This window comes from Candidatus Nealsonbacteria bacterium (genome assembly GCA_019923605.1).
In the GTDB taxonomy this organism is placed as follows: domain Bacteria; phylum Patescibacteriota; class Minisyncoccia; order Minisyncoccales; family CSSED10-335; genus JAHXGM01.
This window is the reverse complement of record JAHXGM010000009.1, coordinates 1-17087: the sequence shown is the minus strand read 5'-3', so window position 1 is coordinate 17087 and position 17087 is coordinate 1. Positions and strand designations below refer to the sequence as shown.

Here is a 17087-nt window from a genome sequence, read left to right as displayed (position 1 = left end):
TTTATTAGCCTTGGTCTGAAAGCTTCATCATAGTTTTAATAACAGTATCAGGATTAAGAGAAATACTACTTATTTTTTCGTCAAAAAGGAATTGTGCAAAATCCAGAAAATCACTAGGACCTTGACCACAAATACCACAATATTTCTTTCTCTTGCGAGCAATCCTGATTACTTGTTGCAACATTTGAATTACTGATTCATCTCTCTCATCACTAATATAAGCAATCTTTCCATTATCACGATCTAATCCTAAGACTAATTGAGTTAAATCATTGCTTCCGATAGACATACCATCAAATATATCCAAGAACTTATCTGCTAAAATAACATTGGAAGGAATTTCACACATCATATAAATATTAATTCTATCCTTACCCTTTTTGCCAACGTTTAAGCCAAATTTATTTATCAGCTCAATTACAGCCTTACCTTCTTCAACAGTTCGACAAAAGGGAACCATAATCGTAATGTTTTTAAGACCAAAAACATCTCGGGCCCTCTTGATTGCTTCACATTCCATTTTAAAAGCAGGTTGAAATCCTTTATCTATATATCGACAAGCACCTCTGAATCCTAACATCGGATTAGATTCATCATTCTCATATAATTCTCCACCAACGAGATTTCTATATTCATTGGTTTTAAAGTCTGATAACCGAACTATAACTTCTTTAGGATAAAAGGCAGATGCAATTTGACCAATACCCTCAGCTAATTCCTTCACAAAGTGCTCTTTCTTATCTTTGTGCTCAATAGTTATTTCAGATATTTCTTTAACCAATTTTGCCATCTCTTTTGACTTCGATGCTTTCTTCTTTAATTCTTCAAAATGATAAAGAGCCAACGGGTGAACCTTAATCTTGTCTGCAATAATAAATTCTTGTCGTGCTAAACCAACACCATCATTTGGCAAAAATGAATTTTTAAAAGCAATTTCTGGAGTCCCAACATTAAGCATTATTTTGGTTTTTAGTTTCGGTATTTTATCCAAATCATACCTCTTAGTGTTGTAAGGAACATTACCTTTAAATATTCTTCCCCTAAGCCCCTGGGTGCAGTCAACGGTGACTTCGTCTCCGGTTTTTAAAATTGAGGTTGCACTGCCCGAACCAACAATAGAAGGAATACCCAATTCTCTTCCAATAATGGCAGCGTGACAAGATTTTCCGCCTTCATCGGTAACAATAGCTGAGGCCATCCTCATAATGCTAACCCAATCTGGATCAGTCATTCTAGTCACTAAAACTTCTCCTTTTTTAAATTCATGAATATTTGATACATCCTTGATAACCCTTACCTTGCCGTGACCAATCTTATCTCCTACAGCAATACCTTCTAAAAGAGGTGCTTCTTTTGATTTTATTTCATATTCTTCATAGTATCGGCCTTTTTTAGAGGAATGAACTGTTTCGGGACGAGATTGAACAATGTATAATTTTCCAGTTTTTCCATCTTTTGCCCATTCTATGTCTTGAGGAATTCCATAGTGCTCTTCAATTATTACGCCCCACCGTGCAAGAGTTAATACGTCTTCTTCAGATATAGAGAAAATTATTTGATCCTTAGGCGGGACAACAACCTCTTTTAGTCCTCCTGTCTTTAAGGTATATTTTTTATTCTTCTTCCCTAGATTTTTTAAAATAATTGATTTGTATCCCTCCTTGAGCGCTGGCTTAAAAACATAAAATTCATCGGGAGTAATCTTTCCTTGAACAATCATTTCCCCAACCCCCCAAATTGAATTTATTAATACAACATTTTCAAATCCACTTTCAGTATCCATAGTAAACATGATTCCTGATGACCCGATATCTGACCTTATCATCTTTTGAACTCCAACAGATAAAGCAACTTCAAAATGATCAAATCCTTTACTTTCTCTATAGGAAATAACTCGATCTCCAAAAAGAGAAACAATACACTTTTTAACAGCCTCTATAAGATTCTTTTCTCCTTTTATATTAAGATAAGTTTCGTGTAATCCGGCAAATGAAGCACTTGGCAAATCCTCCGCAGTTGCCGATGACCTTACTGCAACCTCAGGATTCTTTCCATACTCTTTTTCCATTAATCGATACTCTCTTACAATCTCATCCTTAAATTCTTTTGAAAATTCAGCTTCAGTTATTAATTTTCTTGCTGCTTTTCCGGCTCGCTGAAGATTATTAATATCATCAATATCAAGAGTTTTAAATATCTCTCTGAGTTTTGGAATTAAGTTATTTTCCTCTAAAAACGCAAAGTATGCAAAACTGGTAGTTGCAAATCCATTAGGTATTGCTATGCCCTTTAGAGAAAGATTGTTTATCATCTCTCCTAAGGAAGCATTTTTTCCACCGACTAAGGCTAGGTCTTTTTTAGTAATCTCGCTATAAGGAATTACCAATTTCTTATCTTTTTTTATATTCATATTCTATTTATATTAATTAAAGGACCTTAAATAGGGGCGGTATCAACTCTTTTTTTCTGGAAGTTACACCTGGCAAAACTAATGTGTTTTTATCCTTTGAAGCAACCTTAAAAGCTTTTTTAGCCACCACTAACTCTTCTTCTCCAGAACAATAAAGGATAGTTTTTTTCTTTAAGATGTCTACCAATCCAAAGAACAAAAGATCCGCTTTTTTCTTATCTTTAAATTTATTAATAATTTCTATAATCTCTTTTTCTTTACCCTCAAATGGTTTGGTAGATACGGTCTCAAACACTGAAATACAAATATTCTTTCCGGCAAAATCGTAATCCTTATAATCAGCTGTAACTACCTCAGTAAAACTCATTCCGGATATATCCGACTTAGCTTCAAACATCTTATCACTAAAATTCTTAAGATCAAGCTTAGTTAATTTATTCAGTTCTCTTAGTGCATCCTTATCCTCCTTGCTGGTAGTCTTAGATGTAAGATAAAGAGTATCTGAAATTATTCCAGCTAACAAAAGAGAGGATTCTGTTTTATTTAATTTCCATCCCTTCTCCTTAAACATCTTGAATAACAAAGTGGCTGTGCTTCCAACTGGCTCAGCTCGATAGAATATAAACTCTATTGTTTTTAGCCCAACCATTTGATGATGATCAACGACACTTGAAATGTCTTCTTCTTTTAGTCCCGGTACTGACTGCTCTAGACCACCATGATCAACTAAATGATATTTACCGGCTTTTATTTCACTAATAACAGAAGGAGATTTTACACTAAAATAATCTAGTATGAATTTAGTTTCTTTGTTTGGCTTTGCCAATATTATTGGCACTGCATCAATCTTCATTTTTTTCAAATAAAGGCTGTAAATCATAGCCGAAATAACAGAGTCTGTATCGGGATTTTTGTGTCCAACTACAAAATTCTTCATATGTTTAATATTTTTTTAATTTCATCTACACTTTCTGGATTTGCTAAAGTTGAAAGATCTCCAAGCTCTTCTTTTGTGAAAAGTTTGCGTAATATCCTTCTCATTATTTTTCCAGAACGAGTCTTAGGAAGATCAGGTACAATGTGAACATCTTGAGGCAAAGCAATAGGACTAATGTCTACCCTGACTCTTTCTACAACACTTTTCTTAACCTCTTCAATATCTTTTGGCTCTTTTAATACTACAAAGGCAAGTGGAGTCTCTCCCTTTATTTCATGAGGAACACCTATTACAGCACATTCTAAAACAAAATTAATCTTTGATATTGTATCTTCCATTTCTCCTGTAGAAAGCCTGTGTCCAGCAACTTTTATAACATCATCACTTCTTCCAACAACACGAATGAGTTTATTTTTATCTCTGTATGCTAAATCAGAAGTGAAATAAATTTCTTTACCATATTCACTCCAATAAGTATCAAGATATTTTTTATGATTTTTATAAACTCCTCTTAAAAGTCCTGGAGAAAATGGCGGCAACATAACTAAATTTCCCTGTTTATCAGTTGGAGATGACTTCCCTTTATCATCTAAAATATCAAACTTAACTCCAGGAAATGGCAATCCAGTAAATGAAGGCCTAAATGGTCCAACGCCAGGAAGTGAAGTAATTAATATCCCCCCAGTCTCAGTTTGCCACCAGGTATCAACAATTGGACATCTTTTTTTACCAACCTCCTTATAGTACCATTCCCAAGAACTTCCGTCTATTGGTTCTCCAACAGAACCTAAGAGTTGTAAATTTTTGAAATCATATTTTCTAATTAAATCAGTTCCATATTTTTCAAACATTCTAATTGCTGTCGGAGCGGTATAGAATGTAGTAACTCCAAATTTCTCTATTGTCTGACACCATCTGTCAGGATTCGGATAGTCTGGAGCTCCTTCAAATATTAAGTAGGTTGCTCCATTTAAAAGTGGAGCATAAACTGAATAAGTATGACCAGTGACCCAACCCACATCAGCTGTAGACCAGAAGATGTCATCATCCTTAAGATCGAATATCCATTTTCCAGTAAATTTAGCTTGAACTGCATATCCTCCGCAAGCATGGACTATCCCCTTTGGCTTACCAGTTGATCCACTAGTATAGAGGATAAATAATGGATCTTCGGCATCCATTATCTTAGGTGCACACTCATCGCTTTGGCCCGCTATAACATCATCCCACCAAAGATCTCTTTCTTCTTTAAAGTTAATCTTATTACCTAACCTTTTAACAATAATTGTTTTCTTAACCTCAGTTTCTCTAAGCCCTTCATCGGCTACATTTTTTAAATTAATTTCATCTCCTCTTCGGTAATAGCCGTCTGCAGTTATAATAACTTTAGCTTTAGTCTCTTGCAATCTCACATTAAGAGCAGATGGACTAAAAGCAGAAAAAACCACAACATGTATGGCTCCTATTCTTGCGCAAGCAAGCATTGCAATTATTGTCTCGGGAATCATAGGAAGATATATACCAACCCTATCCCCTTTCTTAACTCCTATCTTCTTGAGCCCGTTAGCAAATTGATTGACTTCTCTGTATAGCTGATAATATGTAAAATATCGGGCTGGCTCTTTAACATTTTCCGACTCCCAAATTAGGGCAACTTTATTCTTCCTTTCTTCCAGATTAATATCCAAACAACTCTCGGTAATATTCATTTTTCCATCAACAAACCATTTAAAATAAGGAGGGTTGTGCTCAAAGGCTTTTCTCCATTTCTTTTTCCAATGTATTTCTTTAGCAAGCTTCTCCCAAAATTTTATAGGATTCTTGTTGGCTTCAGCATAAACGGCTTGATTCTTAATTAAGGCTTTCTTTTTAAAATCTTTTGAAGGATGATATAGGTTCCCCTTTTTTATCATATTAATCTTTAGAATTATTTTATTTTTTCAGCAACAAGATTTGAGAAATCGGCTAAACGACAAGCGTATCCCCATTCGTTATCATACCAAGCTACAATTTTTACCATTTTTCCGTTGGCCATAGTAAGTGATGAGTCAATGACTGCAGAGAAAGAACTTCCCACATAATCAGAGGATACCAATGGAGCGTCTTCAACTCCCAATATACCAGAAAGATACTTCTTGTTTGACTCTTTTTTGAAAAGGTAATTTAAGTCCTCCTTGGTTGTTTTTTCTTTTAATTCGCAGAAAAAATCTAGAATTGAAACTGTAGGAGTGGGGACTCTTAATGATATACCGTCTATCTTTTTATCTAGCTCCGGTATTATTCTTCCAATAGCCCTGGCCGCACCAGTTGTAGTTGGAATAATATTAAGAGCGGCTGCTCTTGCACGGCGGAGGTCATTATGAGCTAAATCCAAAAGTCTTTGATCATTGGTATAACTATGAACTGTTGTCATAAACCCCTTAACCACACCTAAATTATTATTAAGAACATGAACAATTGGAGCCAAACAATTGGTAGTGCAAGATGCCATATCCATTACCTGATCTTTGTCGGGGTCAAAATCTTGAGCATTAACACCAAGAACATAAGATGATATCTTGTCTGGACTCTTTGATGAGGCTGATAGTATAACCTTTTTTGCACCTGCTTCTATATGCTTTGATGCCCCATCATAATCAGTAAATCTACCGGTACATTCAAGAACAATATCTACACCTAATTCCTTCCAGGGTAATTTTGAAGGGTCTTTTTCCGCAAACAACTTCACTTTTCTTCCCTTGGAAACACCGTCTATTAATAATTCATGATCTAGACCCTTAACCCTATTATCATAAGTACCATAAAGAGTATCATACCTTAAAAGATGAGCTATTATTGAGGGGTCTGTTAAATCATTAATTGCAACTATTTTTAGGCTTGGATAATCTTTTAAAATTTTCCTAAAAACCGCCCTGCCGATTCTACCAAATCCATTTATAGCAAGTTTTGTCATGCTTAAATTTATTTATTAATTTCTAAAGCACTAGAAATTTTATCTCTATTAAACCCAACAATAATTTCACCATCAATATCAACTACCGGAACACCCATTTGGCCTGATGCTTCAACCATTTCTTTGGCTGCAGCTTCATTATCAGCTACATTAATTTCTTCAAATTCAATATTCTTTTCCTTGAGAAATCTCTTAAGAGTTACGCAATAAACGCAAGTTGGTGTTGAATAAACTTTAACTTTTTTCATATTATTATATGCTATTTATTAAAACTTCTAATTGATCGCAAACCTCACTAGGCTGATTATTAGTTAACTTGCAATTTAATGCTGAAATAAAATTTTGATCATCTTCTTCTCCCCAGTTAGTACCAGCACCTACCCTAGAGTATTTGCATCCAACGACTATAAGAGGGACTCCTCCCTCACTGTATCTGTTAAAAATATCTCGATCTTCATTTGAATCTACGCGACTCTTAAAAACAATATTATCACCAAATGATTCTGCCACTGCCTTCATTACTGGCTCTTGCCATTGGCAGTAGGGACAAGTTGTGTTTCCGAAATAATAAAGAATTGGCTTTCCATTTTCCATACAAACATCTCCACTGTGTTCTTTGAATCCACCTATTGTTGGTCTTCCGGTAGTTGTTTCTTCCCTCATATTTTCACTAGCATCAATTTTTATTGCTTCTGGAAAAAACATTTTACCATCCTTGGTGGCATAGATATTAACCTCCGTACCCTCTATGTCTAGAATAATTTTATACAGTCCACTCTCTTCTGTTATTTCAATTATTGATATTGGAGCAGAATCTTGCATAAAATTATCGGCAATATACTGAACTACTATTTCTCCCACCTCTTCTTTCGGTAGAATATCCATCTTTTTGGTCCTTACCGATATGGCAAAAATAACCAAGGAAACCACTAATACCAAGGAAACAATAATGGAAAGTAAAGTTTTTTTATCCATCTTTCCTTCCGCATTAACCAACTCGGAGCCATTAACCTCCTTTTCTTCTTTTCTTCTTTTATTTCTTTTTTTTCTTTTTTGTCCATTTTTTTAATTGATAAATACTAAACCCAAGAGATAAGTATTAAATCAAGATAACTTTTATTTTATTAAACTACCTAATTATATCAGTAATAATGATTAACGTAAAGTCTCTATAAAAAACTTTTTACTTTTTTCATTAAATTTAATTGTTCCATCTTACCAAGACTACCCCGTAAGCATGATTTTTCAGAATAACTAGAAACACTATCTGCCTTAACCTTTGGCCCGGATATAATTGTCGGTATTAACTTCTTGCAATGACTCTTTTTAAGAGAACAGGTAGAATGATCGGATGTTATAACTAATAAGGTATTTTTTAAATTCATCAATGGAAATATTTCACGATCAATTCTTTCTATAAATAATCTCTTTTTAATAAAATTGCCGTCCTCGGCCAAACTATCAGTTGCCTTAATGTGCCAGAAAACAAAATCATTATCTTTTAAAGAACGAACGGAGCTATTGATCTCTCCTTTTAAATTTGTATCGAAAAAAATATTGGATCCCTTAACTGAAAGAACCTTCATTCCTAACGCTCGAGCAATTCCTTTATAAAGATCCCCACCAGCAATACAAACTGCTTTCATACCATGCTTCTCTTCAAAGCTTGGAATCACCTTCATCTTTCCAACACCCCTAACTAAAAGATAATTTGCCGGTAACTTTCTTTTCTTGTTTAGCGGGTGAACTTTAAGTATCTCGTGCGCTTTTTCCAAGAATTCGTTTAAAACTTTAGCAGTAAAAATTGCTTCCCTGCTCTTATCCCTTGGCTTAATTCTTAATGGTTTAATCCCCATTTTTTTCTTATCATTATCAGTTATCTTGTCGGAGATATTAGTACCTCTTAAAACTAAAACTGCGCGATGAGACATTGAGTCTTTAACAATAAAGCTAACGCCATCTATTTTAATGCCAGATATAGCTTTTACCAATTCAGAGGTATCGGCTATTCTTCCAGCCCTCCTATCTACAATGATTAAGTTTTCATCTACAGTCCCAAAATTAACCCTTAAAGCTACATCTCCCTCTTTTAATTTAAAATTAACTCCCAAGGCTTCACAAATCCCTCTTCCAGGAAAATATTTCTTAGGATCATATCCAAAAGCAGCAAAGTGTGAAAGAGATGAATCCGGAAGCTTAAATGGTGGCATCAAAAAAGCATTGACTGATCCACAGGCCCCATTTTTGGCAAGCTGGTCTAAATTAGGAGTATTAGCCGATTCAAGAGGTGTCTTACCATTAAATTCAGGAATGGCACTATCTCCCAGGCCATCTATGATTAGAAATAATACTTTATTGTTTGATTTCATAAACTATATGAACAATGGCTAGGGCATTGATTAAATTTTTATCTTTCATATTTTATAATTGTTTTAATAATTCTTCCTCAATCTTCAATAATCTATTATATTTAGCTACTCGCTCTCCCCTCGCTGGAGCTCCAGACTTGATAAATTCTGATGATATTCCAACTGAAAAATCGGCTATAAAATCATCAACTGTTTCTCCAGACCTATGAGACACCATAATCTTCCAATTAGCATCTCTAGCCAATGATGCCGCTTCAATTCCTTCGCTTACCGTTCCTATTTGATTTAATTTTAAAATCATTGCATTGCAAGATTTTAATTCAATTGCTTTCTTTATCCTTTCAGGATTAGTAGATAAGAGATCATCTCCAATAATCAAAAGATCCGGACTTGCCTTACTCATCATTTCTGACCATTTATCCCAGTCATCTTCATCAAAGGGATCTTCAATTGATACAATTGGATATTTCTTAACTAACTCAAGATAATAGCTAAGAAGATCTGATTTCTTAAATTTTGTTTTATAGTTTTTGCCATCAAAAAATTCACCGGCGGCAACATCTAGAAAAATATCAACTTTCTTTGTTTTTAGTATTAAATCAATTGCTTCCTTGGGATCTTTAATGGGGGGAGCAAATCCACCTTCATCACCTATATTAGTGGCCAATGAAGAATACTTATCGTTTATATTATCTTTAAGTTTATGATAAATTTCAGAAGCTTCTCTTAAAGATTCGCTAAAAGTTTTCTTCTTGGGAGAAATCATAAATTCCTGAAAATCTAAATCGTTTCCAGCATGAGCCCCACCATTAATAATATTAAACGCTGGTCTGGGAACAAAAGGAGCCTCATTTTTAAGTTCTTTTTTAGATAAATTAAAAATGTAATTATACAAAGAAGTTTTCTTTGCATCAGAACCAGCACGACAAATAGCCATAGAAACTCCTAGAATAGCATTGGCTCCAAGTTTAGATTTATTCTTAGTGCCATCTAGGTCAATCATCATCTGATCAACTTTCTTTTGGTCTAAAACATTCATGCCGATTAACTTCGGAGCAATAATTTGATTTACATTTTTGACCGCTTTTAATACTCCTTTTCCAAGATATCGCTTTCCCCCGTCTCTTAACTCAAGAGCTTCATATTTACCCCTAGAAGCTCCTGATGAAACTGAAGACTGAAAAGATTCATTTACTACAACCTCAATAGTTGGATTACCCCTTGAGTCTAAAATTTCTCTAGCTTTTACAGATCTTATTTTCATAATTTTCTTAAATAAGAATAAACCGATAAAGCGGCCTTGGATCCTTCTCCAGCTGCTATTACAACTTGCTTGCCTTTAATGTTAGTTACATCTCCAGCGGCAAAAAGTCCATCAGTTTTAGTTTGGCAACTATTATGATCGATTTCAATTTCTCCGACTTCATTGCAAGTTGCAAGATCTTTTAAAAAATCAACTGCTGGAACAGATCCAATTTCAACAAATACACCTTGAACCTCTAGCTCTTTATCTTCTTTAGTGTTCTTATCGGTATAAACCACTGATTCAACAAAAGTTTTTCCCTTAATTTCTTTCAATAAAGCCCCAGTGATTACTTCTATATTATTGTTATTCTTTACCTCTTCTTGTAGTGATTCATCTGCAATTGGCTTGGATACAACTTCTAATAAAAAGACTTTTGCCAAATGTTTAGTGGCCATTTCTATTGCAGTTTCAAATCCTGAATTGCCTCCCCCAACAACCGCTACCTTTTTCTTTGCAAACATAGGAGCATCACAAACCGCACAATAGGATATACCTTTGCCAAGATATTCTTTTTCTCCAGGAACTTTCAATGGCCTCGGATTTCTTCCGGTAGCAACAATAACCGCCTTAGACTCAAAAACTTCACCCATATCTGTTGTTAGATAAAAAACATCATTTCTTTTTTCAAGAATTGAAACCAAATATCCTTCCTTTTTTTCTATATCAAATTCATCAAGATGACTCATAAATTGAGATAAAAGTTCTGGGCCAGCAATCGTTTTTATTCCTGGCCAATTCTCAATAATATTAGCCTTTCCGGCTTGTCCAACAAAGTCCTTTGATAAAATAAGTGTTTTTATTTTTTTTCTAGCAGCATAAATTCCGGCGGTAATTCCGGCGGGACCTCCGCCAATAATAATCAATTCATACATAAGTTTATATTTTCTTTAAGTTACTAACATCCTCCATCAACCCTTATTACAGTAGCAGTAACAATTACCACTCCTCCAGTTAAATCGAATGATTTTAACATTTTTAAGATCTACGATATTAGTTACGCAGATTAATGATTATTTAATAATTTCATTAATATTATCTATTAAGTCAGTTGCTGTCATTGAATCCTTAAGAGTCTTGGCAGCTAATGATCCAGCTGATGCATTAATAAAAGCGGCTGCTCCTCCGGCTTTAAGTAAAGGAATCTTTCTTGATACCAGTGCTCCGGCAACTCCAGCCAAAGTATCACCAGATCCACCTACTGTAAGGTAGGGTGAACCAATTTTATTTATTAAAACATCTTTTCCATCAGATATAATATCCGTCTCTCCCTTAAGAAGAATGGTAATGCCCATTCTTTCAGCTTCTTTGCGAACTGCCTTTATTTTTTCCTCAAGGGGTAATTCGTAAACCTCTCTTCCAGTTAGTGAAAAAAACTCAAAATAGTGAGGAGTAACAAGACATTCTTTGTCTTTTAAAACTTCCAAATTATCTTTAATTGCATATATAGCATCAGCATCAATAACTACCGGAACAGTTAATTTAGAAAGGTATTCCAATATTGTCTCTTGTGTTTCTTCTGATCTGCCAATTCCTCCTCCAAGAACTACTGCAACGTTACCCCTTGATACCGACTTGGCTGATTCAGTCATACTAATCAAAGTAGAAAGATGGTTTTTACCAACTCTCTTTCCCTCTAGCGGATAAGCGGCCATATTGGGATTAAAAGACGCAATAATATCAGCTGCTCGTTGAGGAGCTATAATTCTTACCATATCGGCACCGGTACGAAATGCGGCCATAGCCGAAAGTGCCGGTGATCCAGAATAAAACTCAGAACCCCCTATTACTACAACTAATCCGAAATCATATTTCCTGCTTTGAGGATCACGCTCTTTATATATTTCAGCTAAAATTTCTTTATTAATTTCTTTCATATTATTTCATTTAAATATTTCTTAAGTTCTGGTCCAAAATCTTGATCATTTAACGAAAGAAAAAGGTCTGATTTCATAAGATTAAGCCTGTTATTGCATTGAAGCCATTGACCCTCAATCTCATAACCATAAATAGTTTTCCCATCCTTTATCATTATATCAAAGGCTCGAGTAAAAGTCATTACTTTAGTCTTAGATGCTTTTATTTTTCTAAGATAATCAAAAGTTGTTGGAGTTAGCACTCCTCTCCCGGCAAGAACAAATTCATAGCTATCATCTCCTGGATCGATTTCATCAACAAAACTCTTTATCTTATAAAAACGGTTAGCTATTTTTTCAACCTTAACATAACTAAAGGCAGGCACTCCTTCTTCAATTCTTCTTAATGCAACGACTGGCTTTTGTGATGTTCTAAAGACATTGGTAAGTTGAGAAAAGCAAGAGTTTTTAGAATGAATCAAATTATCTGATAATGAAAAACCAAAATCATCTTCACCCATCATTTTCTCAGACTGAAGCATGGAATGACCATGACCTAGCGAATTCTTTTGGGTGATATAAGAAAAATTAATACCCTTAAAAAGATCAGACGATGATGTGAGTTCTTTTAGGTAATCAATTACAACCTTTTTTTCATAAGGAACAACGATAATAATTTCTTCAATTCCAGAATCTTTAAGCTCACTTATAATACGCTGAATCAAAGAAATACCGCCCAGAGACCATAACTCTTTAGGCAATGTCAAAAGAGATGGAATCAAGCCCAGATCTTCTTTTGATATTGATATAACTGCTTTTTTGATCATAATTTATTATCTTCAGATGGCTTTCTTCTTAGAAATGCCGGGGTTTCCCACTTCTTTTCATTATCTAATATTTCTTTTTCCACATCTCCCTCTGCTTGCTTAACTTGAATACCATTTTTTCTTATCTTAATATTAACTTCAGCCTCTTTTTTATTATTTTCTATTTTCTTCTTAGGTAATGATGCCTTTTTCTTTTTCTTAGGGGCTTCTTCTTTTGTCTTTACTTCCTTTATTTGTTTTAACTTCACGAAAGATTTTTCGTCTTTAGGAAATATATCTTCAGAATCACAACCAACCGCTAACAGGCTCACTTTTATCTTATCGCCATATTTCTGATCTTGAGATATGCCAAACATCACCTTGGCATTCTTTTTAACCAATCCAGCTATTCCTTCCGATATTTTTGAAACATCCTCTAGTCCCAAATTTCCACTTCCACTGATATTAAAAAGAACTCCACTTGCCCCATCAATGCTATAGGAATAAAAAGGATTTGATATGGCTTTTTTAATTGCTTCGTCTATCCCCTTACTACCATCAAAAACAAGTGAATTAAGATAAGCAAGTTTTCCTCTTTCTTCTAAGACTGTCTTAAGATCAGCAAAATCAATATTAATTAAACCGGGATTGTATATTGTCTCCATCAATCCCTTTAAACTATCAGAAAGATTATTATTTATTACCGAAAGAGCTTCCTTTAAGGGTGTGTTCTTATCAGTTATTCTAAAAATATTTTCATTAGGAAGAATACTCATTGCATTAAGGTGCGGTTTTGCTTCTCTTAATGCTTCCAATGCTAAGCCCATCTTTCTTGATCCTTCAAAGTTAAATGGAAGAGTAAAAATTCCGTAAGTGATATTGCCTAATTCTCGAGCAATTTTAGCAAAAACCGGAACTGCCCCAGAACCAGTACCTCCTCCAAGACAAGAAACAAAAATACAAATATCTTGTCCCTCTAAAAGTTGTTTTATCCTGTCTTTTTCGCTTGATGCCGCTTCTTTTCCAAGTTCAAAATCCATTCCTGTGCCAAATCCTCCTGTAAGCTTATCTCCAAATTGAAAAGTTTTTGTTTTTTTAGAAAGCATTCTCAACGCCCTCTTATCAGTGTTGGCTGCTACAAAATCAACTCTTTTTAGGTCTGGAGCAATTTCTGCGATAACAGAACTTCCTCCTCCACCAATTCCAATTATCCTTATCTTAGTTTTAGAAGTGGACCCTTCAAGGTCATCCTTTTCTACTTTTTTCTTTACCACCTTCTTTTCAGTGTTTTTTTTCTCCTGCACAATTGAACTCTTTTTTCTTGCCATATTTTTAATTCTTTATTATATCTTTACCTTATTTTATAACACAATGGAATTCAATGCAAATTAATTAATAAAACAAAATCCAGCCTAAAAGAGCCGGATGAAGATACGCTTAAAATAATTTATTTAATCCGTAATTCAGATTATAATACGCAAACCATTTTTTACAAAACTCGAGACATTTCTCCAGCAAGATATCCAGTAGTCCATGATATTTGAAGATTGTATCCACCTGTTGGCCCATCAAGGTCAATTACTTCTCCAGCAAAGTATAGATTATTGATAAACTTAGATTTCATTGTTTTCTGATCTATTTCACCCAAATCAATCCCACCAGAGGTAACAATCGCTTTATCAAAACCAGCTAAAGATTTCAACTCAAAGGTTAGATCTTTTAATAAATGAATTATCTTCTTTCTTTCTTCCCTAGTAATGGAAAGAACTTTCTTTTCTGGATCAATACCTGAAAGTTTTACTATCACTGGTATTAATTTTGGAGACAGAAATTCTTCCAACGAATTACTAAATATTTTTCTTGAAATTTCTTGAAAATGATCTTGGATCATTTGCTCAGTTTCTCTGAAATCTTTATCGGGAAAAAGGTCAATCTTCAATTTAAATCCAGCTACAGGAATCTTCGCAATTTTCCTGCTCATATTTATTATTGATGGACCACTCACTCCGTCTGAAGTAAAGACTACATCACCCATAACAGATTCAATTTTTTTATTATCTCCCCCATAAAGACTTAATTTAATGTCTCGCAAGCTAAGCCCTTCCAATTTTTTAATAACCTTAGAATTCATTATCATTGGAGAAAGAGATGGAGTTGGTTCATTAATAGTATGACCTAACTCTCTAGCCCACCTATATCCATCACCAGTAGAACCGGTTCTAAAATATGATTTACCGCCAGTAGTTATTATAAATTTTTTAGCCTGCAGTTCTTCCCCATTCATAAGAATAACTTTTTCGATGACATTGTCCTTTTTTACCACCTTCTTGACCTCTGCTCCCATTCGTATTTCCACTTTTGATTCTTTGAGATAATCAATCAATGCTTTTAATACATCCCTTGACTTGTCTGAAACCGGAAAAACCCGATTATCTTCTTCTATCTTTGTACGAATTCCAATTTTTCTAAAAAACTCTATTGTTTCATTAATGCCGAAAAAAGATAGTGCCGAAAAAAGGAACTTTCCATTTGGGCCAATTTCTTTTATAAATTCTCTAATATTTTCTTTTTTATTAGTGATATTACATCTTCCCTTTCCAGTCATTAGAAGTTTCTTCCCAAGCTCTTTGTTTTTTTCCAACAAAAGAACACGAGATCCAAGTTCACCCGCTCTTCCCGCAGCTATTATCCCCGCAGGACCTCCCCCTATTACAATTAAGTCGTATTTCATATTAAAAATACTATCCTATTTAAAAAAATAAGCCAAGTTTAATACCTGGCTTTTCTAATCTTTTTGAGGAAGTGCATTTTTTTCCATAGTTTGAACGCTTGGCTTATTAACCGCACCGCTTTCAACCTTCATAAGCGTTGTATATTTTATACCGCTTTCTTCACTAAATCATCTTGGGTTAAGCCAAGTTTAACGCATAATTTCTTTTGACATATTTTTTTAATAATTAGTTTTTATTTATTGTTTAACTTTTTAATCAAAGTGTCCGAATTTATAATTAAAGATATTCGAGTATATCGGTCCTAAGAAAATGAGATGTATTTCAACGGCAAGATATTTTACAGAAATATTGAAACGGCCATCTTTATCCAATCTCCGAACAGATACGGGTATGCGAACACTTTGGAGCAAACCAAAATTACCTATTTTGCTTGCCCTCAAAACATAGTCATGATCTTCGGCTAATCTTATTTTTTCATTAAAACCACCCACTAATTCATGTGATTCTTTTTTACTAAAAATACAGAAGCCTGGCGCATGAGGAAAAAAATTTTTAGTTGCCCGAAGATACAAATTGACTACTTCATGTAAAAATTTATCAATTTGTCTATCACTTAAAGGATTAATTAAACATGTAGCGGTGGAAAAATTCCGCTTTTGAATCTCTGTCATTGTTTTTTCCAAAAAATTAGGTGGCAAAATCACGTCAGCATCTAAAAAAAGTAACCACTCACCTTGAGCAACCTTTGCGCCGTTATTGCGACCGCAAGCCGGTAGCCCGCCCCCAACTACTTTTGCTCCAGCTTTTAAGGCGATTGAACGCGTGGCATCAGTTGAATTATTATCAGCCACTATAATTTCAAAATCTTTAAAAGTCTGTTTTTTAAGAGAGCTCAAAAGATGAGGTAATAATTTTTCTTCATTAAAAGTAGGAATGATAATACTTAGCATAAAAATTTTCAATTTTAAAATAAAGCGGCAATAATTTGATCTGATTTTTTTGCCGAATTTATTTTTTTATTAAGAAATGAATATTCCAAAAGCACCCCGTCCATCATACTGGTAAGCAAAGAAGTTAATAATCCGACATCAACTTTTTCGGTTAATTTTTTACTTGCAAACACCTCCTCAATTACCGGTTGGATTAGATTGGCGACTTGTTTTCTTAATTGAGTAATATGTTCTGTTATTTGATCGTCAGCCGGCGATAACTTTAACATTAAAGCTTTAATAATATTTTTTTCTTTAGAACCGAAGTCTAAGTAATTTTTAATTAATTTATGCAGTTTTTTGTCAATTATAACCTCGTTTGACGCTTGGGCGATAGACAGACTCAAATCATTAAAAACTTCATCAAGCACCTTTCCATAAATTTCCGTTTTTCCGGTAAAATGATAATAAAGCGCCGCCTTAGTAATATTTAATTTTTTAGCAATGTCGTTCATCGAAACTCCTAAATAACTGGAGTCAGAAAAAAGTCGACGGGCAGTGTCAACTATGCATTTTTTAGTGTCTTGAATAACATCTTCTGTCTGTTTTATGATCGTATTCATATTTTTTATTATTCATTATTTACTTACCGCTCGGTAAGTATACCAAAAAGAATAAACATCCGTCAAGCAAAAATATACAAGGACAATAATATTTATTAAACTTATCAAAAAAGGTTCGAATTTTGTAAAACAAACACCCCAGTAGAGACTTTCTCTCATACTGAGACAG

General features: G+C 34.2%; 15 protein-coding genes. All 15 read right to left on the bottom strand.

Annotated elements, in window-relative coordinates; all coding sequences use genetic code 11:
• Window positions 1-4 precede the first annotated feature (4 nt).
• A complete protein-coding gene (gene ppsA / locus KY054_02030; protein MBZ1356531.1) occupies window positions 5-2410 on the bottom strand; it encodes a phosphoenolpyruvate synthase in 2406 nt (801 codons plus the stop codon).
• A 16-nt stretch (window positions 2411-2426) separates the two neighbouring features.
• Entirely contained in the window at window positions 2427-3347 is a 921-nt protein-coding gene (locus KY054_02025; protein MBZ1356530.1) for a manganese-dependent inorganic pyrophosphatase, read from the bottom strand.
• Entirely contained in the window at window positions 3344-5260 is a 1917-nt protein-coding gene (acs, locus tag KY054_02020) for an acetate--CoA ligase (protein ID MBZ1356529.1), read from the bottom strand. The genes KY054_02025 and acs overlap by 4 nt, the downstream gene beginning before the upstream one ends.
• Before the next feature lie 14 nt (window positions 5261-5274).
• On the bottom strand, window positions 5275-6300 hold the full coding sequence (gap, locus tag KY054_02015) for a type I glyceraldehyde-3-phosphate dehydrogenase (GenBank protein MBZ1356528.1): 1026 nt from the start codon (window positions 6298-6300) through the stop codon (window positions 5275-5277).
• A gap of 8 nt (window positions 6301-6308) precedes the next feature.
• Window positions 6309-6548 carry a glutathione S-transferase N-terminal domain-containing protein gene (locus tag KY054_02010; GenBank protein MBZ1356527.1) on the bottom strand — a complete coding sequence of 80 codons (240 nt, stop codon included), beginning with the start codon at window positions 6546-6548 and terminating at the stop codon, window positions 6309-6311.
• Between the two features lie 4 nt (window positions 6549-6552).
• Complete coding sequence (locus KY054_02005; protein MBZ1356526.1) at window positions 6553-7275, bottom strand: thioredoxin family protein; 723 nt, start codon at window positions 7273-7275, stop codon at window positions 6553-6555.
• Window positions 7276-7469: 194 nt separating this feature from the next.
• Window positions 7470-8669 (bottom strand): 2,3-bisphosphoglycerate-independent phosphoglycerate mutase, encoded by a 1200-nt coding sequence (gene apgM / locus KY054_02000; GenBank protein MBZ1356525.1) that lies wholly within the window; start codon window positions 8667-8669, stop codon window positions 7470-7472.
• Between the two features lie 52 nt (window positions 8670-8721).
• Window positions 8722-9933, bottom strand: coding sequence for a phosphopyruvate hydratase (gene eno, locus KY054_01995; protein ID MBZ1356524.1), 1212 nt, complete (start codon window positions 9931-9933; stop codon window positions 8722-8724).
• Complete coding sequence (locus KY054_01990; protein ID MBZ1356523.1) at window positions 9930-10847, bottom strand: FAD-dependent oxidoreductase; 918 nt, start codon at window positions 10845-10847, stop codon at window positions 9930-9932. The genes eno and KY054_01990 overlap by 4 nt, the downstream gene beginning before the upstream one ends.
• A 138-nt stretch (window positions 10848-10985) precedes the next feature.
• Entirely contained in the window at window positions 10986-11849 is an 864-nt protein-coding gene (locus KY054_01985) for an NAD(P)H-hydrate dehydratase (protein ID MBZ1356522.1), read from the bottom strand.
• Window positions 11846-12655 carry a hypothetical protein gene (locus KY054_01980; protein ID MBZ1356521.1) on the bottom strand — a complete coding sequence of 270 codons (810 nt, stop codon included), beginning with the start codon at window positions 12653-12655 and terminating at the stop codon, window positions 11846-11848. Before KY054_01980 ends, KY054_01985 begins: the two co-directional genes overlap by 4 nt.
• Complete coding sequence (locus KY054_01975; GenBank protein MBZ1356520.1) at window positions 12652-13962, bottom strand: cell division FtsZ family protein; 1311 nt, start codon at window positions 13960-13962, stop codon at window positions 12652-12654. The genes KY054_01980 and KY054_01975 overlap by 4 nt, the downstream gene beginning before the upstream one ends.
• 161 nt (window positions 13963-14123) lie before the next feature.
• Window positions 14124-15365, bottom strand: coding sequence for an NAD(P)/FAD-dependent oxidoreductase (locus KY054_01970; protein ID MBZ1356519.1), 1242 nt, complete (start codon window positions 15363-15365; stop codon window positions 14124-14126).
• A gap of 252 nt (window positions 15366-15617) precedes the next feature.
• On the bottom strand, window positions 15618-16316 hold the full coding sequence (locus tag KY054_01965; GenBank protein MBZ1356518.1) for a glycosyltransferase: 699 nt from the start codon (window positions 16314-16316) through the stop codon (window positions 15618-15620).
• A 14-nt stretch (window positions 16317-16330) separates the two neighbouring features.
• Window positions 16331-16918: a TetR/AcrR family transcriptional regulator gene (locus KY054_01960; protein MBZ1356517.1), complete on the bottom strand. Its 588-nt coding sequence runs from the start codon at window positions 16916-16918 to the stop codon at window positions 16331-16333.
• Window positions 16919-17087: the final 169 nt, after the last annotated feature.

Coding starts and splice junctions, on each gene's coding strand:
- ppsA (MBZ1356531.1), bottom strand. CDS start 2,410: ATGAATATAAAAAAAGATAAGAAATTGGTAATTCCTTATAGCGAGATT.
- KY054_02025 (MBZ1356530.1), bottom strand. CDS start 3,347: ATGAAGAATTTTGTAGTTGGACACAAAAATCCCGATACAGACTCTGTT.
- acs (MBZ1356529.1), bottom strand. CDS start 5,260: ATGATAAAAAAGGGGAACCTATATCATCCTTCAAAAGATTTTAAAAAG.
- gap (MBZ1356528.1), bottom strand. CDS start 6,300: ATGACAAAACTTGCTATAAATGGATTTGGTAGAATCGGCAGGGCGGTT.
- KY054_02010 (MBZ1356527.1), bottom strand. CDS start 6,548: ATGAAAAAAGTTAAAGTTTATTCAACACCAACTTGCGTTTATTGCGTA.
- KY054_02005 (MBZ1356526.1), bottom strand. CDS start 7,275: ATGGATAAAAAAACTTTACTTTCCATTATTGTTTCCTTGGTATTAGTG.
- apgM (MBZ1356525.1), bottom strand. CDS start 8,669: ATGAAATCAAACAATAAAGTATTATTTCTAATCATAGATGGCCTGGGA.
- eno (MBZ1356524.1), bottom strand. CDS start 9,933: ATGAAAATAAGATCTGTAAAAGCTAGAGAAATTTTAGACTCAAGGGGT.
- KY054_01990 (MBZ1356523.1), bottom strand. CDS start 10,847: ATGTATGAATTGATTATTATTGGCGGAGGTCCCGCCGGAATTACCGCC.
- KY054_01985 (MBZ1356522.1), bottom strand. CDS start 11,849: ATGAAAGAAATTAATAAAGAAATTTTAGCTGAAATATATAAAGAGCGT.
- KY054_01980 (MBZ1356521.1), bottom strand. CDS start 12,655: ATGATCAAAAAAGCAGTTATATCAATATCAAAAGAAGATCTGGGCTTG.
- KY054_01975 (MBZ1356520.1), bottom strand. CDS start 13,962: ATGGCAAGAAAAAAGAGTTCAATTGTGCAGGAGAAAAAAAACACTGAA.
- KY054_01970 (MBZ1356519.1), bottom strand. CDS start 15,365: ATGAAATACGACTTAATTGTAATAGGGGGAGGTCCTGCGGGGATAATA.
- KY054_01965 (MBZ1356518.1), bottom strand. CDS start 16,316: ATGCTAAGTATTATCATTCCTACTTTTAATGAAGAAAAATTATTACCT.
- KY054_01960 (MBZ1356517.1), bottom strand. CDS start 16,918: ATGAATACGATCATAAAACAGACAGAAGATGTTATTCAAGACACTAAA.